The sequence below is a fragment of the Streptococcus pneumoniae genome, from assembly GCA_040719455.1.
GTDB lineage: Bacteria > Bacillota > Bacilli > Lactobacillales > Streptococcaceae > Streptococcus > Streptococcus pneumoniae_G.
In genome coordinates this window covers 1,015,452-1,041,164 of the sequence record JBFDTN010000001.1, presented here as the reverse complement: position 1 = coordinate 1,041,164, position 25,713 = coordinate 1,015,452, and the positions used below count along the sequence as shown (strand labels likewise).

Here is a 25,713-nt window from a genome sequence, read left to right as displayed (position 1 = left end):
GAAACAAAAAAAGGCACTTTGTCAACTGTAGTGGGTGAAGTATTATCCCATACGAGAGAGAATCAGATTGGTTCTCTCTTTTTGTATATTTAAAGCGATGAGAATTTTTGTTTTAAAGTTTTTGAAGTTTCGGAAACCGAAAGCTTGTCGTTTGATGTCTTTGATAAGTTTGTTAGTAGCTTCTAGCTTAGCGTTTGAATAAGGTAATTCAAGTGCATTGGTAATGTATTGTCTGTATTTGAGAAAGGTTGTAAAGACTGTTCTGAAAGTAGAATTCACAGTAGGTAAATAGTCTTCTATCAGTCCGAAGAAAGCCTCACTGTTCTTCTCTTGAAAATGGAACATCAAGAGTTGATAAAGGTCATAATAGTGCCTTAGTTCCTCTGACAAGTCTAAGGTTTTTTGAACTACTTCTCTAGGGGTTAAGGTTTGCCTAAAGGTTCGAGAATAAAAGAGTTTGTTAGAGAGTTTTCGGCTGTCCTTTTGGAGGATTCTCCAATGATGTTTCATAGCTCGATAAGGAAGGGAGCCCCTGTCATGGTTCTTCATAATGGCAATCCGAGTAGCCATCATAGCTCGGCTCAGGTGCTGAATAATATGAAAACGATCCAGAACAATCTTTGCTTTCGGGAATAAGAATTTAATGATAGGAATGTAGTTACCAGACATATCTACAGTTACGATTTTGACGTTTTCTCTCATCTCTCTCGTGTATTTGAGGAAGTAGTTTTTAATGGTTGTTTGCCGATTGTTCTCAAGAATAGTGATAATCTTTTTGGTTTGAAAATCCTGAGCGATAAATGCCAGCTTCCCCTTATTGCGTGAGAATTCATCCCAAGAGAGGATTTTAGGTAATTGTGAGAACTGTTCCTTGAAGGAGAATTGATTCAGTTTTCTCTGTACAACAGAGACAGAGATATGAAGTTTTCTAGCAATATCAGAGTTCGTTAGTTTTTCCGTATGTAGTTGAGTGATTTTATCCCAGACAGGTTGAGAAATTTGATGATGTTTCTTGACGAGAGGCGTTTGAGAAACAGATACACGTAGACAACACTTGCATTTAAAGCGGCGTTTTCTCAGTTTTAGAAGAGTAGGAAATCCTTGAAGATCGAGAATAGGAATAGAGGATTCTCGTTGGAAGTCATACTTTATCATCTTTCCTTGGCAGTGAGGACAAGGAGGAGCAGGATAATCTAAGGTTGCTTGAAGGAGGATATGGGATTTAACCTTGTAAGCAGAAGTGATGGTGATATTTTTATCTTTAATTCCGATAAGATTTGTGGTATTATTAAGTCGTTCCATATGATTCTTTCTAATGTGAGTTTCGTCGCTTTTCATTATAGATTATATGGGACTTTTTTTCTACACTGAAAAAGCCCTATAATCTCTTCAGTGGAAGTTACCCACTACAGAAATTATAGAGCCCAAAAAAATCGGTGTTTGCCGATTTTTTTGTGCTATAGTTGTTTAGTTTTGATTTAGTACGAGGCAACGAGTCGCAGGCATAACTGGAGTTAGGCAAGACGAGTTAACGACGGAATAAATGAAAAATAAATGACTATGTACTGTAACCAAAAGCGGTTTCATTCGTTATACCAGTGAAAGGAGGGGAGGACAATTCGGTTTGATGATTATGAGAAGGAAGTGATGGAGATTGCAAAAGAAATATCCTACTATTTGCAAAAGTCAGGAGCTAGCAGGGCAGATAGTGATGATATTGCTCAGGATATTTTGGTGAAAATTCTCGAAGCGGACATTGTCCTGCCCTTTGAGAAATTGCGGGCTTGGCTCTATCGGACAGCGGTTCGAGCTTATATTGACAAGTACAGGCGCGATAAGCATTACCACGAGATTCTGAGACAAGAATTTTTCCATCGAGATGAATTACTAAAATACGATACCAAGGATTATGCTTTACTGTATCAAGCAGTGGCAGAATTGCCGCAAAATTACCAGTTGGTGATTGATTGTTATTATTTTCAGGAAATGACAGTCAAGGAAGTAGGACAGGTCTTGGGGAAAAGCCAAAGCTGGGTCAAGATTAGCCTCTACCGTGGCCGCAAGAAGTTAGCTGCCCTATTAAAAGAGAAAGGATACGATGATGAAAACATTTGAAATCGCAACAAAAAAGAGTAAGAGAAGGAATCTTCTAAAAAATGTCGTTTTTTCAACACTGGGAACAATCACTCTTCTGATCGGAGTATATTCGTTATTAAATAAAATGACATCAGACAATGCTTGGAAGATTGAACGCTATCATAGCACGATAGTCGATATTGCTTATCCCAATATTGACTTATTCAGTTTTGAATTTTTAGCTAGCTCCCAATTCAATGGAAGGTATGAGGCTACTCAGAAGAAAGATATTGCAGGTATTCCTGTTCCTTTTGAATCCTATTCAAAAAATTACAGTGCAAATCCTAGAATAGCAAGTGGGAGTGCGACTAGCTCTTTTTACCCATCTTGGGATGGGACTGCACATTATACCTATGCTAATAACTATAAAGTCCCTGTCTTTTTTAACAGAGTTTATGATTATAGCCAGCATACAAAGGAGAATCAATCTAAGCTAACGCAAGATATCGAGCTTTTGCCACAGATGACTGGTAAAGCGGTCGAAGTTGCTGTCACTTTTGACAAATCCTATACTTTTGAAGAAATCGAATCTATGATACCTGAAACTCTGAAAATTAACTGGTATTGGATTGGAACAAGTAGTCAGTACGATACAACATACTTAGGCTTGGAAAGTCTCATTGGTTTTACTCCTTATCTAAAACAAGAGATGACATTTGAGGAGAGCGAGGAGCAGATCAAACAACTTCATAAAGAAGGTAGTGAGGAGGAACGGGAAAAACGCTATCAAGCATATCTAAAGAATTCTCCGTTAGAACAACGATTTAAAAATAGTTATGAGCATTTTAAAGAACGTGTAGAACAAGCTTTACATAACAAATTTTTAAATTACGCTGTTGGCAATGATAGTGAGAGGCTTTTTACTCTCCAAGAAGATGTAGAAGCCTACCTAAAAAACAATCCAGATGGTAAAACAGCTAAGTTTTCTGGTGTCATCTTGACGGGTAAGGCTGAGAATTTTGCACAGCTTGAAAAGGCTGAGTGGATTTTTGGGTCAAATATTGGACAAAGCATTGACATAGAACCTTACCATCATTTAGATACACGCCATGACCCTGCTATCCCTCAAAAGTAGCACTTAATATAATAAAATAAAACTAGGTCTGTAACTTTTTACGGCCTAGTTTCGTTTTATGAGTAAGGAAGGGAGGGGAGAGTGATTAAACTAGATGCTTATGAAAAAGTCTTGATTGACTTTGCAAGAGATGTTATCTATTATTTGATGAAATCAGGCGTGAATAAAGAGCAGGCAGAGGATGTGGTGTAAGATATTTTTATCAAGATGCTTGAGATGCCCGCTGCCATACCGGGTGAGAAGATCAGCGCCTTTATGTATCGCTCTGCCATTCGCCGCTATATCGGTAAGTATCGCAGAGATAAGCGCTATATGGAAATCTTGCGGCAGGAATTTTTCCAAAACGAAGAGCTTTCTCTTTTTGAAAATGATCACTATGATTTTTTGATGGAAGAAGTGGAAAAGCTTGGGCAGGAAGAGGTCCTACTCTTAGATTTATTTTACTTTCAAGGTTTTTCGATTTGTGAAATAGCTGAGCTCCTCTCTTACTCCGTCAGTAAAGTCAAAGTGAAGCTTCATCGCAGCCGTCAAAAATTAAAGACAGCCCTTAAACAGAAAGGATATGACCATGGAAACATTTGAACTATTGGCAAAAAAACTAAAAAACGCACAGGACGACGGATTCTATTCACTTCTATTGCTGTTGTGTTCACTTGTTTTGTGATCTATGCAGGGGTGATGTTTGCATCAGAAAAATTGCTCAATCGAAATTTTCGACGTTTGATGACTTATTATACTCAACGTGCCGCTATTGCTTATCCAAATATTTATGTAAAAAGCAATTCAAAGCCCAATGGACGCTTTTCAGCCACCTATCATTTAGAAAGGATAAAAGATATTGATGGGGTCTCAGTACCGTATGCCCCTTTAAATGCGACGGCAAATCTATTTGATACGCATATTGATGTTACAGGAGATACAGTGGATTACCAATCCTTTAGAGATTTAGCTACAAATACTTTTTATAGCAATCAAAGCAAGGATCGAAATCCCGCATTTTTCAATGTCAAAGCGGATTGGAAGAAAGAGTTTTCAGGAAAACCGAGCCAAGAACTAGCCCTCACTAAAGAAATGGACGGTCAATTAGTGGAAGTTGCTCTTACCTTTGATAAACCATACTCTTATCAAGATTTGCAGGAAATGCTACCTGAGAATCTCAAACAAAATTGGTTTTGGATGGGAACCATCAATCCAGAGCAAAATTTTGCCTATGATTTAGCAGATGTTTATGGACTCAGTTTTCGTCAGAAAGAGCTTGAGATGAATTATACCTACTTTATCCAACAAGTGGCAGAAGCTATGAAAGATCCACGTCATAAAATAACAACTTTTTATGGAGGGAGCGATACCACTTTTTCAAATTATGATGATTTAGAATATATTAAGAAGAATTATCCGACATTAGAAACAGCAAAGTTTTCTGGTGTCATCCTCACAGGCAAGGCAGAGAACTTTGCTCAACTCGAAGGAAAAGACTGGATTTTTGCGTCAAGTATCGGGACTTCCATCCCAAATCAGCCCTATTATCACTTAGAAAAAGAATAATTAAGAAAAAAGATGTAAAACACTTGCAATTTTACTAGAATTTGATAAAATAGTAAGGAAAGTTAGACTGTATTGCCTACTGTCTATCTATAAAATATATTTTATTGGAGGCTTTTACTCAAATGGCAAAAGAAAAATACGATCGTAGTAAACCACACGTTAACATTGGTACAATTGGACACGTTGACCACGGTAAAACTACTTTGACTGCAGCTATCACAACTGTATTGGCACGTCGCTTGCCTTCATCAGTTAACCAACCAAAAGACTATGCGTCTATCGATGCTGCTCCAGAAGAACGCGAACGCGGAATCACTATCAACACTGCACACGTTGAGTACGAAACTGAAAAACGTCACTATGCGCACATCGACGCTCCAGGACACGCGGACTACGTTAAAAACATGATCACTGGTGCCGCTCAAATGGACGGAGCTATCCTTGTAGTAGCTTCAACTGACGGACCAATGCCACAAACTCGTGAGCACATCCTTCTTTCACGTCAGGTTGGTGTTAAACACTTGATCGTCTTCATGAACAAAGTTGACTTGGTTGACGATGAAGAATTGCTTGAGTTGGTTGAAATGGAAATCCGTGACCTTCTTTCAGAATACGATTTCCCAGGTGATGACCTTCCAGTTATCCAAGGTTCAGCTCTTAAAGCTCTTGAAGGTGACTCAGCATTTGAAGATATCATCATGGAATTGATGAACACTGTTGATGAGTACATTCCAGAACCAGAACGCGATACTGACAAACCATTGCTTCTTCCAGTCGAGGACGTATTCTCAATCACTGGACGTGGTACTGTTGCATCAGGACGTATCGACCGTGGTACTGTTCGTGTCAACGACGAAATCGAAATCGTTGGTATCAAAGAAGAAACTTCTAAAGCAGTTGTTACTGGTGTAGAAATGTTCCGTAAACAACTTGACGAAGGTCTTGCTGGAGATAACGTTGGGGTTCTTCTTCGTGGTGTACAACGTGACGAAATCGAACGTGGACAAGTTATTGCTAAACCAGGTTCAATCAACCCACACACTAAATTCAAAGGTGAAGTTTACATCCTTACTAAAGAAGAAGGTGGACGTCACACTCCATTCTTCAACAACTACCGTCCACAATTCTACTTCCGTACAACTGACGTAACAGGTTCAATCGAACTTCCTGCAGGTACTGAAATGGTAATGCCTGGTGATAACGTGACAATCGACGTTGAGTTGATCCACCCAATCGCCGTAGAACAAGGAACTACATTCTCTATCCGTGAAGGTGGACGTACTGTAGGTTCAGGTATGGTTACAGAAATCGAAGCTTAATTCAATTAAGTTCCCAGATTAACAATTAAAGTCAGACATTGAAAGAGCTCCACTTAGGTGGAGTTCTTTTTTCGGATAACGTTTTCATCTTGTGATTTATTCAACAAAAACTTTTCTTATTCTCTAAAATATGATAGAATAGAGATGTAAAAATTTTTAGAAGAGGTATGTGAAATGTCACGGAAACCAATTATCGCAGGAAACTGGAAAATGAACAAAACAGCAGCAGAAGCTCGTGAGTTTGTGGAAGCTGTTAAATTGAACATTCCTTCAAATGAACTTGTGGATACTGTTATCGGTTCACCAGCTTTGTTTATTGAAGGTATGAAAAAAGGTGTGCGCAATTCTGAATTGAAAGTTGCAGCACAAAACTGTTACTTTGAAGATTTTGGAGCATTTACAGGAGAAAATAGTCCTGCAACTCTTGCAGCGCTTGAAGTGGATTATGTTATCATCGGTCACTCAGAGCGTCGTGACTACTTCCATGAAACAGACGAAGACATTAACAAAAAAGCACATGCGATTTTCAAAAATGGTATGACACCAATCATCTGCTGTGGTGAGTCTCTTGAAACTTACGAAGCTGGTAAAGCAGAAGAATTTGTAGGTGCGCAAGTATCTGCCGCACTTAAAGGCTTGTCTGCTGAACAAGTTTCTTCATTGGTACTTGCTTACGAGCCAATCTGGGCAATCGGTACTGGTAAATCAGCGACTCAAGATGATGCACAAAAAATGTGTAAAGCAGTCCGTGATGTGGTTGCAGCAGACTTTGGTCAAGAAGTAGCGGATAAAGTTCGCGTTCAATACGGTGGTTCTGTAAAACCAGAAAATATCGCAGAATACATGGCTTGTCCAGATGTGGATGGAGCTCTTGTCGGTGGTGCATCACTTGAAGCAGATAGCTTCCTTGCACTTCTTGACTTTGTAAAATAATAAAGAAAAACGAGGCTGAGACAAAAATGTCCAGCCTCGTTTCTTTTATAGATTTAGCAACTTGCCGCAGTGGTTGTTGCTGTGCTCAGCTCAGGTGGGCTATTTAAGAGAATAGAAAGGTGTGAGTAATTTATCCAAAATGCTGATAAATCACCATTCTATCAGAAGACACTAGTGAATGATTCTTCGCTAGCTTTATTTCCAACATTTTACAATTTTTAATTATGAAAGCGTCAACTTGCGGGATACTAACAGTCCACTGGACTGTTAGTACCTGAGCTTGGAAACTCAAAAGCGAGGCTAGTCCAGTGGACTGTTAATACCTGAGCTTGAAAATGAGAAGGCGAGGACAGTCCAGTGGACTATTCATACCTGAAGCTCGGAAACGAGAAGGCGAGGACAGTCAGGGGAGTGACTGTTCATACCTAAGCTTAAAAATTGAAAAACGGGAGTGAGATAAAATTTATTTTGTCTCACTCCCGTTTTTTCGTGTAAAGAATGTAAAAATTTATTTTATAAGGAAAATTAGGAACGCTTTTTCATCTTTTTACGAAGGGTATAGGCAAGGTTAAAGAGCGCATATAGTGGAGAGGTCGGAAGATTAAATTCTCCAGCGTATTCTTCGATGATGGGTTGGAATTTGGATTTGAAGTGATAGAGTCCGCCGTCCATGTTATTTTCAATCCCCCCCATATTTTGCCAAGTGGCGCCACGCTCAAAGGCATGTTGCGCTGTTTCGTACCAAGTGAGGAGGGCAGGCTGATAGCGGCGGTATTCTTCGTCCATACCAGCGTAGATATTTTCCGAAGTTCCTCCAAACTCTAAGCTTAAAGTACCAGCAAGAGGAATGATATGAAGTCCTTGTTGCTGTTTTTCTGTTAGAAACTCTATTTCTTCTTGGAGTCGTTCTTGATTTTGTTTGTTAGTTTCAATTTTTCCCGGTTTGGTTTTATCGGTAAAACGGCTTGCTTCAGTTTGAGCTTTCTCAAGTTCTTTTTGAAGTTTGCTTAGTCGTTCGTTAATATCGAGACGAGCAAGTGTGATATACGAAGAATCCTTATAAGTTTCTAATAATTTTTGGTAATAATCTTTGCCACGCAAGTGAATACTTTTGCGATTTTCTGTTTTTTTCATCAGATTGGCAAAATCATCCAGTAAATCAAGTGCCCCAAAAAGAATCTGAATATCTTTGTTTCGTGCAGTGCGGATAGTTTGTCGGGTATTTTTAGAAAAATGACTTTCATCAAAGAGTTCGCGGTAGAGATTGGCGTGAAAGCGGGGTTGAATGGTATCATCGAGCTGATCGGTACGTCCTACCCATTTAGCGCTTTGTTGCGTCAATGTATCAATAATAGAGAGCGTCTCTGTTTGGTCTGTCCGTTCTTGGTCCACGCCAGCTTTAGTAAGAAATAGGCTAGGATCAAATTTGATAAAGAGTGCTTTTTTTTCTTTTCCGATTTTTTTGAGGGATTTAAGAACGAAGGCTGCGAGCTCTTGGTCTGTGTAATCCATAATCGGTCCACGGGGGATATAAAACATGGAAAAGCCAAGTGGGAGCGGACGGATGAGAATGGATGCCACAGCGACTAATTGCTCGTCTTTGTAAAATCCTACTCGTTCATTTCCCCAGTTGTCTTTGATTTTTGCCCAGGCGCTACTTTGCAGCAAGTTGGTTTGAGGGCTTGCAATGACAAAATTATCGTGTTCTTGGGCATTAATGCCTAGTTTGTAGTGATACATTTATGCGAGCACCCACTTTCTAATAGCATAGGCAACACCTGATTCATCATTTGACTTGGTGATGTACTTGGCGATTTTCTTGATTTCTGGATTGCCATTTTCCATGACGACAGGATTTCCTACGGCTTCTAGCATCGAACGGTCATTTTCCTCGTCGCCGATAGCCATGACTTGCTCTTTTGTAAATCCTAGCTTTTCAGCTAAGTGCATGATAGCAGCTCCTTTACTGGTTGCTTTTGGCAAGATTTCTAAGTAAAACGGAGCAGATTTGACGAGATTGTAGCGTTCATAGAGTTCGGCTGGTAATTGAGCGATGGCAGCATCGAGGATTTCTGGCTCATCAATATACATCATTTTGACAATTTCTTTGTCCTTCATTTCTTCAGGAGTGCGGTAGAAAATGGGCATATTGACAAGGCTTGACTCGTACACGGTGTATTTTCCGATATTGCGATTAGCTGTAAAAATCCCATCCTTGGTGATGGCGTGCATGTGGACACCTAGTTTACGGCTGAGAACCTCAATATCTAAATAGTCATCATAGCTCATGGTTTCTTTGACAAATTCCTGACCTGTCACGGTATCTTGGACAAGACCACCATTAAAGGTTACGACAAAGTTTCCTTCCTCATTTAAGTGGAGATCAGAGAGGAGTTGCTTGACTCCTGCGATGGGACGACCCGTGGCAATGACGACCTTGACACCTGCTGCTTTAGCATCTTGTATGGCATCAAAGACTTCGGGTGTGATTTCTTTTTGACTGGTTAAAAGGGTGCCGTCAATGTCAACGGCGACTAATTGAATGTTCATGATATTCTCCATAGATAAAAGTTTCGTTGTGAATGTAGGACATGAATTGTTCATGGGTTTCGCTAAAGAGTCCTGTTTGGCTCAGCATTTCCTTAGGGAAATAAAAACGATTGTCTCCGTGTCTGGTACCTGCTAAGGCCTTGACTAAAGGAGAGAGACTTGAGAGTTCGGCTAGTTCTCCATCTTTTTGTAAAATCTCAATTTGCGTGCGTGGTTTGTCACTATTTGGATGATAAACATCATACGGTAGGTCAAAATTTCGATGAATAGCGGTATAATAATCCGCTTCAAAGCCTACTTGACTGACTAAATCACGTAGAATTTGCAGGTGTTCTTCCTTGTCTTTTGAGAAAACAATGGATTTTAAGACCTTGCGATTGATAAAGCGCTGGGCGAGGTCAGAGAGGATTTTATCACTGCTTGCCATCCAGTTTTGGAAATAGGTATTCATCACCCCATCATCTAAGGCGAGATAATCTGCAAGCGTCATCTCTTTTTCAAAAAAAGGAATGAGATGAGGTGAAGACTGCAAGAAGAAGTCTTTTTGCTGCGGATAGAGTACTTTGGCTCGTTTGAGGAGATTTTGAAGTAGAACTTCCATAGCGTGGCTTGCGGGGTGAAAATAGACCTGCATATACATCTGATAGCGGCTGAGGACATAGTCTTCGACCGCATGCATGCCATTTCTTTGAAAGGCAATTCCATTTTTGATCGGTCGAATGACTCTTAGAATCCGAGTCAGGTCAAACTGACCATAATTAGCTCCTGTAAAGTAGGAGTCACGAAGAAGATAGTCCATCCGATCGACATCAATTTGACTAGAAATCAGCTGAACAACTTGCTTATTGGGATAGGTATGATGGATGACACTTGCGACCTTATCAGGAAAATCCGGTGCGACTTGGGCTAGAATCTGGTGGATTTCTGTGCCTTCTTGTGTCATGATTTGCCGTGTGATCTCTTCGTGATCTGTATCAAACAATCGCTCAAAGGTGTGAGAATAAGCCCCGTGTCCCACATCATGAAGAAGGGCTGCTGTCATGGTTAACAGACTTTCATGCTTATCCCATTCGTTAGGATATTTTTCTTCAAAAATAGTGACAATTCGCCGCGCAATCTCGTAAGCCCCTAAGCAATGGGAGAATCGGCTATGTTCTCCCCCGTGAAAGGTGTAGCCAGAAGTTCCTAGCTGTTTGATTCGCCGCAAGCGTTGAAATTCCTTGGAATTGATGAGTTCGTAAATAATAGGATGATCCACATGGACATAATTGTGGATTGGATCGCGAAATACTTTTTCATTCATTTTTCCATTATATCAAAAAAATGTGAAAGATGCTTGGTCGATAGTAGGAGAATAATGAGCAAAATCTATTTACGAAAGACCGTTTTCATATTATAATAAGACTATGACAGAACAAATGATTTTACACCTTATTCAAGCCCTATTGGTAGGGCTGATTTTGTGGATAGCTTGGACTATCTTTTCTTATGCGAAAAAGCACCAGATTCACCTGCGTGACCGTTTTTGGACCGGTTTTGGGATTGGCTTTGTTACTGATTTGCTCGATACCTTGGGCATCGGGACCTTTGCGACCACTACGACCTTGTTTAAAGCGACTAAGCTAGTGGAAGATGACAGGAAGATTCCTGCAACTATGACAACGGCCCATATCATTCCCGTCTTGGTAGAAGCGCTGCTCTTTATCACCATTGTCCAAGTGGACTTGGTGACCTTGGTAGCTATGGCGACGGCTGCTTTTTCTGGAGCTTTTGTTGGAGCCAGAGTCACCCAGCACTGGAACACCCAAAAGGTTCAGCGGATTCTAGGGATTTTGCTGGTCATTGCTGCGCTCTTTATGGTCTATCGCATGGTGACTAATCCTGGAGCGGACTTGACCAATGATGTGCGAGGCTTGTCAGGTTGGAAACTGCTTCTTGGGATTGTATTTGACTTTATCGTGGGGATGCTGATGAGTATGGGATTAGGCAATTATGCACCGGAGCTGATTTTCTTCTCGCTGATGGGGATTAGTCCCGCCATTGCACTTCCTGTAATGATGTTAAATGCGGCTATGATTATGACAGCAGGTGCCAAGCAATTTATCCAGTCGGGGCGTGTCAACTGGCCGGGTGTCCTTGGGATTATTGTCGGTGGTGTCTTTGGAGTGTTGACAGCTGCCAAGTTTTTGAGCAGTTTAGATATCAATAACTTGAAAATTCTTGTCGTCTTCATCGCTTCCTACACAGGCTTGACCTTGCTGCGTGCATCATTTGTATCACAAATAAAGGAGAAAAAATGAAAATCATCATTCAAAATGAAATCGACCTTGATGGTGAAATGGAGGTCGTAGAGGAAGTCCGTGATGTGGAAGTCGTTGAAAAAGGGGACTTTCTCTATCTGATCTATCAAAATGATGAAAAAGAATGTGTGGTCTTAAAAATCCGTGATACCGATTGTACCATGACCCGCTTTTCAAATCCTAAATCCGTTATGCAGTTTGTGGATAAGGAGGCGACTGTGACTCAAATTGCAACTCCAGTTGGTATTCAAATTCTTCATGTGGTGACGGATACTTATCAAAAAGAGGGGAACCAAGTAACCATTCGCTATGCGCTTCAAATTCCTCAAACAGGGCAAGACTTAGCCCGTTACCATTTGAAGATTAAATGGGGGAGTGAGAAAAAAATCGGTATTTCGTAGAAATCGATTTTGTCGTCTCACCCCCGCAAGGTTGACTAGGTTTGTAGAATGTGGATTTATCAACGTTCTACAAACCAGAAAACTACTGCGTCAAACTGTTAGAACTATAAAATGTAGCGAGGTTGGATGCATTAGTTTCTTCCTCGCTCTTTTGTTTCTAGGCTTGGGCTAAAATAATCCACTGGATTATTTTAGTCCAAAAGAAGTTGCTGATGTCCGAAAGTACATACGGCTTGTGGCATTAAAAAGACTTTTTCTTCAAACTGCAAGGAATATGCAAGATTCTCATCCAATTATAGGAGGTTGCTTGCGTCAGCACTATCTAAGAAAATAGCAACATACAATTAGTATATTCAGCAGTAAAGAAGATCATTATTTGAAAGAACTTCCTTGCAAAAGCCAGAAAATTTTGCTATAATGGTCAACATATCAAGGGAGTAGCTGACGGAAGTATCCGTTACAAGGTCGTCAATACGAAAGAAATTTCCGGCCTTGTATGAAATAGCGAGACTTGTTTGAATAAAACAAGTCTCTTTTTGTGTTTTCAAAAAGGGACGAAAAGGAGAAAAACATGTCAACAGAACAAAAGCGACAAGCTTTTTACACCCAAGATGCTGATCTTGTCTTGCGTGAGTTAGATGCGAGCGAAAAAGGTTTATCGAGCAGCGAAGCCAAGAAACGGCTTGAAACGTACGGTCGTAACGAGTTAGAAGAGGGCGAAAAACGCTCGCTTCTCGCTAAATTCCTAGACCAGTTTAAGGATATGATGATTGTCATCTTATTGATTGCAGCGATTTTATCCGTTGTGACATCAGGTGGTGAGGATATTGCAGATGCCATTATCATCTTGGCCGTGGTCATCATTAATGCAATCTTTGGAGTTTATCAAGAAGGTAAAGCTGAAGAAGCCATCGAAGCTTTGAAATCTATGTCTAGTCCAGCTGCGCGTGTCTTGCGTGATGGCCATATGACGGAAATTGATTCCAAAGAATTAGTGCCAGGTGATATCGTTAGCCTTGAGGCAGGGGATGTGGTACCAGCAGATATGCGCTTGCTTGAAGCCAACTCTTTGAAGATTGAAGAAGCAGCGCTGACAGGTGAGTCTGTACCAGTTGAAAAAGATGTCCGTGTGACACTGGCCGAAGATGCAGGGATCGGTGACCGTGTCAATATGGCCTTCCAAAATTCTAATGTGACCTACGGTCGTGGACTTGGTGTGGTCGTAAACACGGGTATGTTTACTGAAGTTGGACATATCGCAGGGATGCTCCAAGATGCGGATGAAACCGATACACCGCTCAAGCAGAACCTTAACAATTTATCAAAAGTCTTGACCTACGTGATTTTGGTCATTGCAGCGATCACCTTTGCCGTTGCGGTCTTTATCCGTGGTGAGCATCCATTGACAGGTCTTTTGACCTCAGTTGCCCTTGCAGTTGCTGCCATTCCAGAAGGACTACCAGCCATCGTAACCATTGTCTTGTCCCTTGGAACTCAGGTGCTTGCGAAACGTAATTCGATTGTCCGTAAGTTGCCAGCGGTGGAAACACTTGGTTCTACTGAGATTATCGCATCTGACAAGACGGGTACCTTGACCATGAACAAGATGACCGTGGAAAAAGTTTATTACAACGGTCACTTGGCAGACGCCAAGGAAGTGATTGAAGCAGGACTTGACTTGCCACTTCTCGGTGCAGTTGTTCTTGCCAATGATACCAAGATTGATGCGGATGGAAAACTGATCGGGGACCCGACAGAGACTGCCTTCATCCAATACGCACTTGATAAAGCATACGATGTGAAAGGCTTCCTAGCCCAATATCCCCGTGTGGCAGAGTTGCCATTTGATTCAGACCGTAAGCTCATGTCAACCGTTCACCCATTGCCAGACGGCAAATTCTTTGTGGCAGTGAAGGGAGCACCGGACCAACTTTTACACCGTTCAACCATGGTCGATATGGTTGGTGTTGTGACTCCAATGACAGATGAGATTGCTGCAGATATCAAAGCAAACAACTCTGAAATGGCCCACCAAGCCCTCCGTGTCCTTGCTGGTGCTTATAAGATTGTGGATAGCATTCCAGCAGAACTCACGACGGAAACGCTTGAAAGCGACTTGATCTTTACAGGCTTGATTGGGATGATTGACCCTGAACGTGCAGAGGCCGCTGAAGCTGTTCGTGTCGCAAAAGAAGCAGGAATCCGTCCAATCATGATTACGGGTGACCACCAAGATACAGCAGAAGCGATTGCCAAGCGCCTTGGAATCATCGAAGCAAATGATACAGAAGACCACGTTTTGACAGGTGCGGAGTTGAACAACTTATCCGATGAAGAATTTGAAAAAGTCGTTGGTCAATACTCTGTTTATGCCCGTGTGTCACCTGAGCATAAGGTGCGTATCGTCAAAGCATGGCAAAACCAAGGTAAGGTCGTTGCCATGACAGGAGACGGGGTAAATGACGCTCCAGCTCTGAAAACAGCCGACATCGGTATCGGTATGGGAATTACAGGTACAGAAGTATCAAAAGGTGCCTCTGATATGGTCCTTGCCGATGACAACTTTGCAACCATTATCGTAGCCGTAGAAGAAGGACGGAAGGTCTTCTCTAATATCCAAAAAACCATTCAATACCTCCTTTCAGCAAATACTGCTGAGGTCTTGACCATCTTCCTTGCGACCCTCTTTGGTTGGGATGTACTACAGCCTGTCCACCTCTTGTGGATTAACTTGGTAACCGATACCTTCCCAGCGATTGCGCTCGGTGTTGAGCCAGCTGAACCTGGTGTCATGAGCCACAAACCTCGTGGACGCAAGTCAAGCTTCTTCTCAGGCGGTGTCATGAGCTCTATCATTTATCAAGGTCTGCTACAAGGTGCCTTGGTACTTGGAGTCTACGGTTATGCTATTGCAAATCCAGTCCATGTGGGTGATATGAAAGCCATTCATGCAGACGCACTTACCATGGCATTTGCAACCCTTGGCTTGATTCAGCTCTTCCATGCTTACAACGTCAAGTCTGTTTACCAGTCAATCTTGACAGTTGGTCCATTCAAGTCTAAGACCTTCAACTGGTCTATCCTTGTATCCTTCATTCTTCTGGCTGCAACGATTGTGATTGAGCCACTAGAAGCAATTTTCCACGTGACCCATCTTGACCTCAGCCAATGGGGTGTCGTCCTCATCGGAAGTTTCTCTATGATTATCATTGTAGAAATTGTCAAGTTCGTCCAACGGAAATTAGGCATGGATAAGAACGCGATTTAAACAATTTTTTGAAAAGCCGCCTGAAAGGGTGGCTTTTCCTTAAGGTGAGATTCGAGATGGCTTGGTTTACAATAGTCTAGGGCGGGGCTTGTTTGAAGGTTTGTTTACGAGGGAGCAATTTCAATTGTTATTGGAGGAGAGTTTGCGGAGGGACTCTCTGCTCTACAAGATAGACGAGATTGGGCTTCCGACTTTGACGCGGTCCTTTACAGCCTTACTCTTGGGACATCTTGTAGAAGTCAGCAACTTACCGGACAGTCCTTATGTTCAGCTCTTGTCAAAGGAAGCCTATCAGACGATTTGCCAGAAAACCTACGATTATCTAGCAAAGGAGCAGGATTTTACAGGCTATTTACAAGACCATGGCTGGGTTCATGCTGTTGCTCACGGGGCGGATTTGTTGGTAGCTCTGGTCTGCCATCCCTACTTTGAACAAGAAGATTGGGAGCAGATTTTTCCCTTTCTGACCGCAATTTTTAAGCGTTTGCCTCAGCGCAGCGTTTTGTGGACGATGAGGAATGGCGCTTGGCGCGCGTCATCTATGAGGGAATCAAATGTGGACATTTAGATGACAAAAGTGTATCCAATTGGATCGAATCGCTCTATTTTCCACTCGAAACCAATCTTGATTGTTACCGTTTTTCAGCCATGCGGTCTTGCTTACTAGAAATCTACCTATGCTTAGATAAGGAACAATTACTTTCAGAGGTATTAAAAACAACCATTCAACATATTGGCATGTAAGAGAGCAGGGTTCAGATGCTTTCAAGGTGAATTTCGTCTGGCTATGGTGAGATTTTTCTCAGAATTTTTTATATTTGTTTTAAAAATTCTTGACAAAGTACAAAAAATTAGTTATACTAATATTGTAACCAAATGATGAATATGAACAAGTAGCAAAGAGATTTGTGTAGCCGGGTCTATAAGTGTTTAGACAGCAGAGTATGGTTTAGGATTTACTGAGCATATCTGTGAGACAGTACGAACTGTCCACAGGTGTGCTCTTTTTTGTTAATATAGTTGTTTAGTTTTGATTTAGTACGAGGCAACGAGTCGCAGGCATAATTGGAGTTAGGCAAGACGAGGTAACGGCGTAATAAATTAAAACTAAATGACTATAAACATCAGAAAGGAGAAAGAAAATGAAGATGTTCAAGACAAAACAAGGAATCTTATTTGTAGGAGGTAGTCTCTTATTGGGACTGGGCTTGGTGTTGGATTACTTTGAGAATGTGTGGAGTGTTTCTGTTCTCTTTGTATCCATTTTCTTATTAGGCTATCCTATTGCCAAAGATGTTGTCTTTGAAATGCTAGAGACAAGGGATTTGCAGGTGGATTTTTTGATGATTATATCTGCACTTGGGGCGATGCTGATAGGGGCTTTTCATGAAGCAGCAATCCTCTTGTTCATTTTTGCAGGTTCAGAAATCTTAGAAGACTATGTCTATCAAAAATCTCTAAAAACTATGGAAAGTTTGATGAGTCAAATACCTCAGCAGGCAACGGTGGTGAGAGAAGATGGTGCAACTGTCGTTTGTGCTCTGGATGAGATTCAAAAAGGAGAGACGATTCTCGTGAAAAAGGGGGAGAAAATTAGTCTTGACGGATGCGCCAAGGAAGCCATGTTAGTCGATGAAAGTCTGTTGACAGGTGAAAGTATCCCTGTTTCTAAGGAAATTGGAGATGAGGTTTTTGCGGGGACTTTAAATCTAGGTGAGGCAAGTATCTATGAGGTGACAAAGACCAGTGATGAGAGTGTTTTTTCTCGTATCTTAGACTTAGTACAGGAAGCCACTGAAACAAGAAGCAAGCGCGACCAAGTGATTCACCATATGCAAAAGGCTTATGTGATTGCTGTTCTGATAACGGTTGTGGTGTTTGTGAGTTGTCTCATGCTATTTCAGCAGTTGAGCTTTTCCCAAGCCTTTTACAGAGGAATGATTTTGCTCACGGTAGCAAGTCCCTGTGCCTTGATTGCTTCGATTACGCCAGCGATGCTGAGTTCTATGAGCTTTGGGGCAAAGAATGGTATTCTCATCAAAAATGGAGACAGCTTAGATAAGATGCGTCAGCTGACGGTACTATGCTCAGATAAGACTGGAACGCTGACCAAGGGAGAGTTTCAGGTTTATGCATGTCATTTAGATGAGCCTGAATTGCTGCCGATGATTTGCTATATGGAACGTCAATCCTCGCATCCATTGGCAAAAGCCTTATTGGCTCATTTTAAGGAAGGTGATCAAGCTTATCAAGGCTTCTTTGAGACTGTGGAGGAAATCGCAGGACAAGGCTTGCGCATGGAGGAGATATATGTGGGCAATCAAGCCTTGGTTAAGGAATTTACGGATCAATATGGCTATTTGAAAAGAGAGAGTCAAGGAACACTTTTATTTATTGCCCATCATCAAGCCATTGTCGGCTATATAGAGCTGGTGGACACTGTTCGCCCAGATGCTAAAGGAATGGTGCAGGATTTTGCACAAGCAGGCGTCAAGGTGGTGATGTTGACAGGAGATCGAGAAAATGCAGCTGTTTTTGCAGCTCAACAGCTAGGGATTCAGCACTATCAGGCAGGCTGTATGCCAGAAGATAAGCTGACTTATTTGAATCAGGAGAAAGGAGAGCAAGCAGTGGTTGCGATGATTGGCGATGGGATTAACGATGCACCGATTTTGGCACATGCTGATTTGAGTATTGCTATGGGTGGTGGAGTTGATATTGCGATGGATGTGAGTGATGTCATTATCACCCACAATCATCTGGAAAAGATTTCACTCCTCTACCATCTCAGTAAGGAGTACGGCAAAATCACGCGCATGAATATCTTCTTTTCCATCGCTGTGATTGTGACCTTGATTATGTTGAATATCTTAGGGCTACTTGATCTGACGCAGGGTGTCTTTTTCCATGAAATCTCAACGATTTTAGTCATTGTAAACGGTCTTCGCTTGCTAACGTTTAAGAGATGAAAAAATACCTGTGGAAATTTATCCACAGGTATTTTCGTTTATTTGAATTTGAAGCCTTCATAGACCAATTCAGCTAAAGGATTCACTTGCTTGAAGGTTTTGGCAAGTACTGCCATCATCGGAGCAGGACCACACATGAAAATGGTGGTATTTGATGGAATCTTGTGGTTGCTGAAATCTAAGTACCCATCTACTTTGCTATCTGCGAGATGAAGTTCAAAGAGGGGATTTTTAGCTTGGTAGCTCTTTAGCAAATCCACATGAACGGCATTTTCAGCTCCAGTGTAAGCATAGTAGAGAGCGACTGGCTTTTTGAGGGTTGGATTTTCTCGAATGTACGATAGAAATGGGGTGATCCCAATTCCACCAGCAACCCAGATGTGTTGGCTACGACCTTGGTCTAGTTTCATGTGCCCATAAGCACGGTCGATTTTGACAGGCGTGCCCAGTGCTAGCTGATTATATAACTTCTTGGTGTAATCACCAGAGGCTTTGACAGTGAAATAGACAATATTGCCACTTCCACCAGAGATTGAAAATGGGTGAGGCGCTTTTTCTAAGCCTTTTTGGAAGATTTTCACAAAGGCGAATTGCCCATAGTGGTAATGAAAAGGTTGATCAAGCTCGATTTGAATATCAAGGGTGTCATGATTGAGCTTGTGAATAGCTTTGATGTGTCCTTTATATTTAAAGCCGATCTGTTGGTAGAGGAACATGATGTAAAAGCCAGAAGCAAGACCGATGAGGGCAAAACCACCTACGACCAAGCCTAAAAAACTAGGTTGTAGCAGAACACCTCCTAAAATCATGTAGGCATGTAAAAGCCCGAAGATATAAGCCAGATAAACCAAGCGGTGAATCATGCGCCAGCTTTCATATTTAAGAAATTTTCCAAAGTAAGCCACTAAAATAATGCTCAAAAAGAGATAAATAGCGATATTTCCCAACTGAGCTGCCAAGTGAGAGCCCCAAAGCCCACCCATGGCTAGATTGTGAAATACTAAAAGAAGTAGGGAAAAGGTTGCCATGACCTTGTGGAAAAAGTACATCTTCTCAATCCCGTGAAAGAGCTTTTCTAAAAAAGCTGCACGAGTCGAGAGCAAGAAGGTCAGAGAAAGACTGGTCAAAGCAAGTCCTGGAATGAGAAACTGACTAAAACCAGCATTCAACCAAGCTAGAATGGTCAGTAGAAGACTAAAGAATATAAGGGCGATGCCGTTGAGTGATTTGATCACGGTAGAATACTCCTTCATTGTAATATTCTTTATTCTAACAGAGAAGCAGAAAATCTGTCAACTGACATGCTTGTATCAATTTGATGATGACTGTTCTTTGTCGTCTTTTCCAAAGAAAGAAGGAAATGTAAGAGATTTAAAGGAGTCTAAGAAAGCTTGGTAGCGCATGGAAATCAGTAGTTGAATCAGGCGTTCTAACATTTCTTTTTGCTCATCTGGTAAGGCCTTGGCATTTTCAAGAACTTGAGATACCTTTTTTAGTTCAGAAGCCTTAAAGAGCTGATCGATAGAAGTGATATCTGCATCTAAAATTAAGCCGAAAAAGACATCGAAAAAGGCCTTTAATTCTTCGTCAGAGACACTGTCAACCCAATTTTTCAAAGTTTGGTCCATTTGGATACTATCGGGATTGAGGGTGTCAAGGAGTAGGAATTGCCGTTCTTCCACCACCCAAGAAAAGGTATCATGCTGAGCAATACCACCAATTGCTTTGCTTTTGACAATGCGTGCTTGCTCAGGGACTTCTAACATCATGCCTATCAAGGAACCTTGTGGAATATAGCGCTTGATGAGGTGAGAAATGGCTTCGTATCCTTTTGATTGGATAACAGAGCGGTTGAGCCCAGGGGCATCAAAGCTGTAAATAGCGTCGATTTTGTCTTGTAAGGACGGTGCAATTTGACTTGCGGCATAGGTGGCAAGGTTTCCTCCCTTGGAGTGTCCAGTGAGAATGAAACGCCCTTGTGGATAGGCTGCCATGATTTTTTCCACATAGCTAGTTGCGGTCTTTTGAGCTGGGACTTGTTCCATGTAGGTCATGTGGAAATCCTCTTTCCAGCCGATAATCGAATCATCTGTTCCTCGAAAGGCAATGACAAAAGTATCTGTTTTTATCTTGTAGGTCAGCGCTGCAAATTGTTGCTCAGCTTCCATGTCCGACTCTTCTTCAAAGGCAAAGAGTTTGAGATTTTTATAGCGTTTGGTCCTAGCTGCTGTTTGTAGCAACTGCACACGGTTTTTTGTTTGAATAATAGAAGCTTCATCATGCTGGTAATGCTTTAGCTCTGATAAGCGGATTTCTTTATCGAGTTCGCTAGGAACTAGCTCTTTCAAATCCAAGTAGGATAATTCTGTCAAAATCAAGAGGTCAAGAGCGTTGAACTCTGAATCGTAAATATGGTCGTATTGCACCTCTTCTAGGTAGTTAAAAATATTTTTCATGCTATCTTTTTACATCTTCCTCCATAAATAGGATAAACTTTTTATTTAGTATAGCATAAATCCTTTTTGCTTTGCTATAATAGAGGAAGAAAAAAGAAAGAGGATTGCCATGCATAAGATATTATTGGTCGAAGATGACGGCGTCATTCGCCAAGAAGTCAAGAAAATACTCACCCAGTGGGGATTTGAAGTGATTGCGGTAGAAGATTTCATGGAGGTATTGACGATGTTTGTCAATGAACAGCCCCATTTGGTCTTGATGGATATCGGTCTTCCTTTGTTTAATGGCTATCATTGGTGCCAGGAAATTCGCAAGATTTCTAAGGTTCCGATTATGTTTTTGTCCTCACGAGATCAAGCCATGGATATTGTTATGGCGATTAACATGGGAGCAGATGACTTTGTGACCAAGCCTTTTGATACGAACGTTCTCTTGGCAAAGGTTCAAGGGCTTTTGCGTCGTTCTTATGAATTTGGACAAGATACGAGCCTTTTAGAGTATGCGGGGGCGATTTTAAATCTTAAATCTATGGATATGGTCTATGAGGGAGAGACGATTTCGCTGACCAAGAATGAATTTCATATTTTGCGCGTGTTATTTGAGCACAGGGGAGAGATTGTAGCTAGAGATGATTTGATGAAAGAGCTGTGGAATAGTGATTTTTTCATTGATGACAATACCTTATCAGTCAATGTTGCTCGCTTGCGTAAGAAATTAGAAGAGTACGGTCTAGCTCAGTTTATTAAGACCAAAAAAGGGATAGGATACGGACTTCGCCATGACTAGAGAGGAAAGACGGCTCTTTGTTCACGCCTATTTGAAAAAATGTGGACATGCAGCGCTCTATCTAGCCTTCGTCTATGTTAGCTTTGGGATTTTTCTCTATTTATTTGAAAATAGCAGAGATGTTTTAGGTTATCTGTTGCTGATTCTAACCGTTTTACTTGTGATGTTTGGCTTGGTAGATTTGGTGCATGCTTATCAGCGTTTTCGCAAATACGCTCTGTATCAAGAATGGAAAGAAACCTCCCCTATGGAAGCCTTGTTGTCTAAAAGACTCACTCATGTCGAAGAAGAAAAAAAGTTGCTTCAGCTTGAAGAGCAAAAAAAGCGAAGCGATTTACTGGATTACTATACGCTTTGGGTGCATCAGATTAAGACGCCGATTGCGGCAAGTCAGCTCTTAGTCCAATCGATGGACAATCGGGATTTGAAAGCTCAGATGGAGCAGGAGTTGTTTAAGATTGATTCTTATACTAATTTGGTGCTTCAATATTTACGCTTAGAGAGTTTTCATGATGATTTGGTCGTTGAGCAGGAAAACTTAGAGTCCATGGTCAAGGAAGTCGTGAAAAAATACGCTCTTTTTTTCATCCGACAAGGCTTGTCGCTTGATTTGCATGACTTGGATGCGCGTGTGGTGACGGATAAAAAATGGTTTGTGGTGATTTTGGAGCAAATACTATCCAATAGCCTTAAATATACCAGAGAAGGCGGTATTGAGATTTATTTTGAGGATGGGATTTTATACCTCAAAGATACAGGGATTGGTATTCAAAACAGCGATATTTTACGCGTTTTTGAGCGTGGATTTTCAGGCTATAATGGACGTTTGACCCAACAATCATCTGGTTTGGGTTTGTATTTGTCTAAGAAAATAGCAGAAAGCCTGGGTCATGAACTGTATCTGACATCAAGCCTTGGTCAAGGAACCACGGTCATGATTTCTTTTTCGAAACATCGTCTGGTGTTTGATTAACTGTCTTACAAAATTGTAAGAAAAGAAGAGACATTGTAAGAAAAAAGCATGGATTTACTCTCTAACTTTTGATATATTAAAGATGTTGCTCAAGCAACCAATCTCGTTAAAGGAGTGAATGATGCAAGAAAAATATGGTTTGAATGCTTTGCAATTAAAATTAGGAATGGCTGTTCTGATGGTCTTTGACCATATTACGACAATCCCAGGTTTGGTCAATAGCGACTGGACTGGACTGTTACATCTTCTAACCCGTCCTGTTGCTGCTTGGTTTGCCTTTGCAGCAGTAGAGGGTTTTATCTATACTCGAAATCGCTGGCTCTATATTCGGCGATTACTCACATGGGGAGCTTTGATGTGGGCAGGAAATAGTGTGCTCAATCTATTCTTGGTCAGCAAGGGCTTGCTTGTTGAGAATAATATTTTCTTAACCCTCGCTTGTGGTGTCTTGCTTTTGAAATGCTGGTTTGATTCTTCAACCATTTGGTCTTATGTGGGAGGAATCTTAGTATGTGTAGTGGGACTACTCTTTACAGAAGGCGGCTTAGTTCTGATTCCATTTATGCTGATTAGTTATCTTTGTAGAAACAATGTAAAAAAGAGAAATGCTTGGTATCTCTTGTTAACGGTTGTTTTGTTCAGTATGAGTATCGTGATTTATCCGACTTGGCAAGAGACGCTGCAAATGTTGGTTTATAATTCGGATTGGGCTTTTATCAGTGTTTTTCCATTTTTATACTTGTATAATGGAGAACGTGGCAAGGTGAGTTTTTGGAGTAAGTATTTCTTTTACGTCTTTTATCCCTTACATCTCTGGTTGATTGCCTTACTTGCCTACTTTGTTTCTTAACTTTCTTACAAAATTGTAAGATTTCATAGAAAAATGAAAGGATATGTTATGGATAGATCCTTTCATTTTTTATAGAATAAATTTATATAGTTTTAGAAGCTTAGGAGCTAGAAAGTGAGGGAGTCCTATGTTTTCATTAACCAGTAAGCTAGCGGTGTCAAATCTCATTAAAAATCGCAAGCTTTATGTGCCATTTGCCTGCGCAACCATCATTGCGACGGCTATTTTATATATATTTGTCGCCTTGGCTTATAGTCCACGTTTAGAGGAAAGCTATGGAGGTGCTCCAGCTCGAGCGGTCCTGCAATTTGGGATTTGGGTCATTCAGCTAGCGGTTTTAATCTTGGTGGTTTATGCCAATAGCTTTGTCATGAAAAATCGCTCCAGAGAGCTTGGTTTGTACAGCATTCTTGGCATGGAGCGACAGCATTTGCTCATCATGACTTTTGTGGAATTGTTCTTGTTTTTCTTAGGGACAGTTGGTATAGGATTAGGATTTGGACTGCTGTTGGACAAGCTCCTCTTTGCCTTGTTGCTGAAAATCATGGCGATGCCTGTTGTGATTGTATCTGTCTTTCAGTGGAGTAGTGTTCGAACGACCTTAGCCACCTTAGGTGTGATTTTCTTGGTCATTGTGGGAATCAATAGCCTGCGACTCTTTCGATATAGCTCGCTTGCTCTACTAAAGGAAAAGAAGGCAGGGGAAAAGAAAGGGCGATTTTTGGGCGTGCAGACGGTGCTTGGTTTGTTCTTACTTGGGATAGCTTACTTCATTGCTCTTACGGTGACCAAGCCTGTGGTCGCTATTCCTTATTTCTTTTTAGCCGTGCTTTTGGTCATTGCAGCGTCTTATCTCCTCTTTAATGCAGGAACGATTACCTTTTTACAATGGTTGAAAGAGCGCAAGTCCTATTATGCTCAGCCGACACATATGATTTCGGTATCGAATCTAACAGCACGGATGCGCAAAAATGCAGCAGGGCTTGCCACGATTTCGATTGTATCAACCATGCTTTTGGTCACTCTGACAGGCTCCATCAGCATTTTTGTTGGTCAAAAAGACTATATGGATACGCTCTATCCCCATGATTACAATATCGTCCACTATGATGCACCAAAAGAACAAACTCAGCTTTCTCTTGATCTTGTAAAAGAGAGTGCTAAAAAGGCAGATTTAGCAAATCCGCAGTTTACCTCTATTTTTTACAAGCAGATTGGTTTAAAAGAGATGTCTGATAATCACTTGTCTGTGGGAGGTGAATTGAACGGGGATAATGATTTTGAGGCTATGATCGTAGCAGTATCTGAAAGTGACTACCAAGATTGGACGGGAGAGACCACTTCCTTAGCAGATGATGAGGTTCTCGTCTTTGGACAAGGCGTTACTCTTGATTCTTCTAAGCCTTTGGTTTTCAATCAAAAAGACTGGACCATCAAAACCCTTTCTTCCAAGGATATTTTACAAGGTAAGTTAAATAATGAGAGTAAGATTTATTTTGGTCATAGTTTGGTGCTCGTCGTCAAGGATTTGGATAGTTTAGGCGAAGGCTTTCGAGATATTCATTATATCAGTGTAGATAGCAAGGATAAGGAAAATCAAGCTTTTTTAGAAGAACTTGCTCTTCATAGAGAGGAAAGCTCCTTACTTGGTGTGTCTGTTCGCGCAGAAATCGAGCGTGAAAGTCGTAGCTTAGTTGGTACTCTTCTCTTTATCGGTGTCTTTTTATCCGTCGTTTTCTTACTAGGAGCAGTGGTTGTTATCTACTACAAGCAGATCTCTGAAGGCTATGAAGACCGCGAAAACTTTGTCATTTTACAAAAAGTGGGCTTGGATGAGAAAGTAACCAAGGCAACCATTCGTCGGCAGATTTTGACTGTTTTCTTCTTACCGCTTTTCTTTGCCTTTTTACATTTGGCAGCTGCCTTTAAGATGATTCGCTTGATTGTGGCAACTTTAGGAGCGACCAATACAGTTTTGCTTGCTCAAACGACTGTCATTATCTGCCTTATTTTCTTTGTTGTTTATGTCTTGGTCTTTTGGCTCACCTCAAAAAGTTACCAAGCGATTGTGTCTCGTTCTTTTCTTTCACAAATGTAAGAAATAAAAGGAAAATGAAAGTTTAAGTTATGGAATCCGTTTGCTCTTTCTTA

General features: G+C 41.1%; 20 protein-coding genes and 1 pseudogene. 15 read left to right on the top strand and 6 right to left on the bottom strand.

The annotated features are described in order from the left end of the window. Positions 1–42: 42 nt before the first annotated feature. Positions 43–1,302 carry an ISL3 family transposase gene (locus AB1I63_05020; GenBank protein ID MEW4354246.1) on the bottom strand — a complete coding sequence of 420 codons (1,260 nt, stop codon included), beginning with the start codon at positions 1,300–1,302 and terminating at the stop codon, positions 43–45. 345 nt (positions 1,303–1,647) lie between these two features. On the opposite strand from AB1I63_05020, the gene AB1I63_05015 reads away from it, so the two are divergent. The 6 genes and pseudogenes from AB1I63_05015 to tpiA all read left to right on the top strand — a co-directional run bounded on the left by AB1I63_05015 (position 1,648) and on the right by tpiA (position 7,008). Further along, positions 1,648–2,115, top strand: coding sequence for a sigma-70 family RNA polymerase sigma factor (locus tag AB1I63_05015; protein ID MEW4354245.1), 468 nt, complete (start codon positions 1,648–1,650; stop codon positions 2,113–2,115). Next, a complete protein-coding gene (locus AB1I63_05010) occupies positions 2,102–3,211 on the top strand; it encodes an anti sigma factor C-terminal domain-containing protein (protein ID MEW4354244.1) in 1,110 nt (369 codons plus the stop codon). Before AB1I63_05015 ends, AB1I63_05010 begins: the two co-directional genes overlap by 14 nt. A 111-nt stretch (positions 3,212–3,322) precedes the next feature. Next, positions 3,323–3,793, top strand: a pseudogene (locus AB1I63_05005) (sigma-70 family RNA polymerase sigma factor). Positions 3,794–3,796: 3 nt separating this feature from the next. Beyond that, complete coding sequence (locus AB1I63_05000) at positions 3,797–4,756, top strand: anti sigma factor C-terminal domain-containing protein (GenBank protein ID MEW4354243.1); 960 nt, start codon at positions 3,797–3,799, stop codon at positions 4,754–4,756. Positions 4,757–4,878: 122 nt separating this feature from the next. Beyond that, the gene (gene tuf / locus AB1I63_04995; GenBank protein ID MEW4354242.1) at positions 4,879–6,075 is read left to right on the top strand and encodes an elongation factor Tu; all 1,197 of its coding nucleotides are present in this window, start codon (positions 4,879–4,881) and stop codon (positions 6,073–6,075) included. A 174-nt stretch (positions 6,076–6,249) separates the two neighbouring features. Then, the gene (tpiA, locus tag AB1I63_04990; GenBank protein ID MEW4354241.1) at positions 6,250–7,008 is read left to right on the top strand and encodes a triose-phosphate isomerase; all 759 of its coding nucleotides are present in this window, start codon (positions 6,250–6,252) and stop codon (positions 7,006–7,008) included. Positions 7,009–7,533: 525 nt separating this feature from the next. Here tpiA and AB1I63_04985 read toward each other — a convergent pair. Genes AB1I63_04985 through AB1I63_04975 form a run of 3 tightly spaced genes read right to left on the bottom strand, consistent with a single transcriptional unit; the run spans position 7,534 to position 10,861 of the window. Continuing rightward, positions 7,534–8,748 carry an aminoacyltransferase gene (locus AB1I63_04985; protein MEW4354240.1) on the bottom strand — a complete coding sequence of 405 codons (1,215 nt, stop codon included), beginning with the start codon at positions 8,746–8,748 and terminating at the stop codon, positions 7,534–7,536. Then, a complete protein-coding gene (gene yidA, locus AB1I63_04980) occupies positions 8,749–9,558 on the bottom strand; it encodes a sugar-phosphatase (GenBank protein MEW4354239.1) in 810 nt (269 codons plus the stop codon). Continuing rightward, a complete protein-coding gene (locus tag AB1I63_04975) occupies positions 9,533–10,861 on the bottom strand; it encodes an HD domain-containing protein (protein MEW4354238.1) in 1,329 nt (442 codons plus the stop codon). The genes yidA and AB1I63_04975 overlap by 26 nt, the downstream gene beginning before the upstream one ends. A 103-nt stretch (positions 10,862–10,964) precedes the next feature. Here AB1I63_04975 and AB1I63_04970 point away from each other — a divergent pair, with 103 nt between their 5' ends. The 5 genes from AB1I63_04970 (at position 10,965) to AB1I63_04950 (ending at position 18,496) form a co-directional block, all read left to right on the top strand. After that, entirely contained in the window at positions 10,965–11,858 is an 894-nt protein-coding gene (locus AB1I63_04970; protein ID MEW4354237.1) for a sulfite exporter TauE/SafE family protein, read from the top strand. After that, positions 11,855–12,259, top strand: coding sequence for a DUF1934 domain-containing protein (locus AB1I63_04965; GenBank protein MEW4354236.1), 405 nt, complete (start codon positions 11,855–11,857; stop codon positions 12,257–12,259). The genes AB1I63_04970 and AB1I63_04965 overlap by 4 nt, the downstream gene beginning before the upstream one ends. A gap of 571 nt (positions 12,260–12,830) precedes the next feature. Then, positions 12,831–15,527, top strand: a complete 2,697-nt coding sequence (locus AB1I63_04960; protein MEW4354235.1) for a cation-translocating P-type ATPase — start codon at positions 12,831–12,833, stop codon at positions 15,525–15,527. Positions 15,528–15,588: 61 nt separating this feature from the next. Next, the gene (locus AB1I63_04955) at positions 15,589–16,095 is read left to right on the top strand and encodes a DUF2785 domain-containing protein (protein MEW4354234.1); all 507 of its coding nucleotides are present in this window, start codon (positions 15,589–15,591) and stop codon (positions 16,093–16,095) included. 580 nt (positions 16,096–16,675) lie between these two features. Continuing rightward, a complete protein-coding gene (locus AB1I63_04950) occupies positions 16,676–18,496 on the top strand; it encodes a heavy metal translocating P-type ATPase (GenBank protein MEW4354233.1) in 1,821 nt (606 codons plus the stop codon). A 38-nt stretch (positions 18,497–18,534) separates the two neighbouring features. On the opposite strand, the gene AB1I63_04945 is transcribed toward AB1I63_04950, so the two are convergent. Continuing rightward, a complete protein-coding gene (locus tag AB1I63_04945) occupies positions 18,535–19,728 on the bottom strand; it encodes a ferric reductase-like transmembrane domain-containing protein (GenBank protein MEW4354232.1) in 1,194 nt (397 codons plus the stop codon). 78 nt (positions 19,729–19,806) lie between these two features. Next, positions 19,807–20,952: a DUF2974 domain-containing protein gene (locus AB1I63_04940; protein ID MEW4354231.1), complete on the bottom strand. Its 1,146-nt coding sequence runs from the start codon at positions 20,950–20,952 to the stop codon at positions 19,807–19,809. A 109-nt stretch (positions 20,953–21,061) separates the two neighbouring features. Between AB1I63_04940 and AB1I63_04935 the strand changes: the two genes are divergently transcribed. From AB1I63_04935 to AB1I63_04920, 4 genes are all read left to right on the top strand, one after another. After that, positions 21,062–21,739 carry a response regulator transcription factor gene (locus AB1I63_04935; protein ID MEW4354230.1) on the top strand — a complete coding sequence of 226 codons (678 nt, stop codon included), beginning with the start codon at positions 21,062–21,064 and terminating at the stop codon, positions 21,737–21,739. After that, the gene (locus tag AB1I63_04930) at positions 21,732–22,712 is read left to right on the top strand and encodes a sensor histidine kinase (GenBank protein MEW4354229.1); all 981 of its coding nucleotides are present in this window, start codon (positions 21,732–21,734) and stop codon (positions 22,710–22,712) included. Before AB1I63_04935 ends, AB1I63_04930 begins: the two co-directional genes overlap by 8 nt. Positions 22,713–22,833: 121 nt before the next feature. Beyond that, positions 22,834–23,562, top strand: a complete 729-nt coding sequence (locus AB1I63_04925; GenBank protein MEW4354228.1) for a TraX family protein — start codon at positions 22,834–22,836, stop codon at positions 23,560–23,562. A 127-nt stretch (positions 23,563–23,689) separates the two neighbouring features. Next, a complete protein-coding gene (locus AB1I63_04920; protein MEW4354227.1) occupies positions 23,690–25,660 on the top strand; it encodes an FtsX-like permease family protein in 1,971 nt (656 codons plus the stop codon). Positions 25,661–25,713 lie beyond the last annotated feature (53 nt).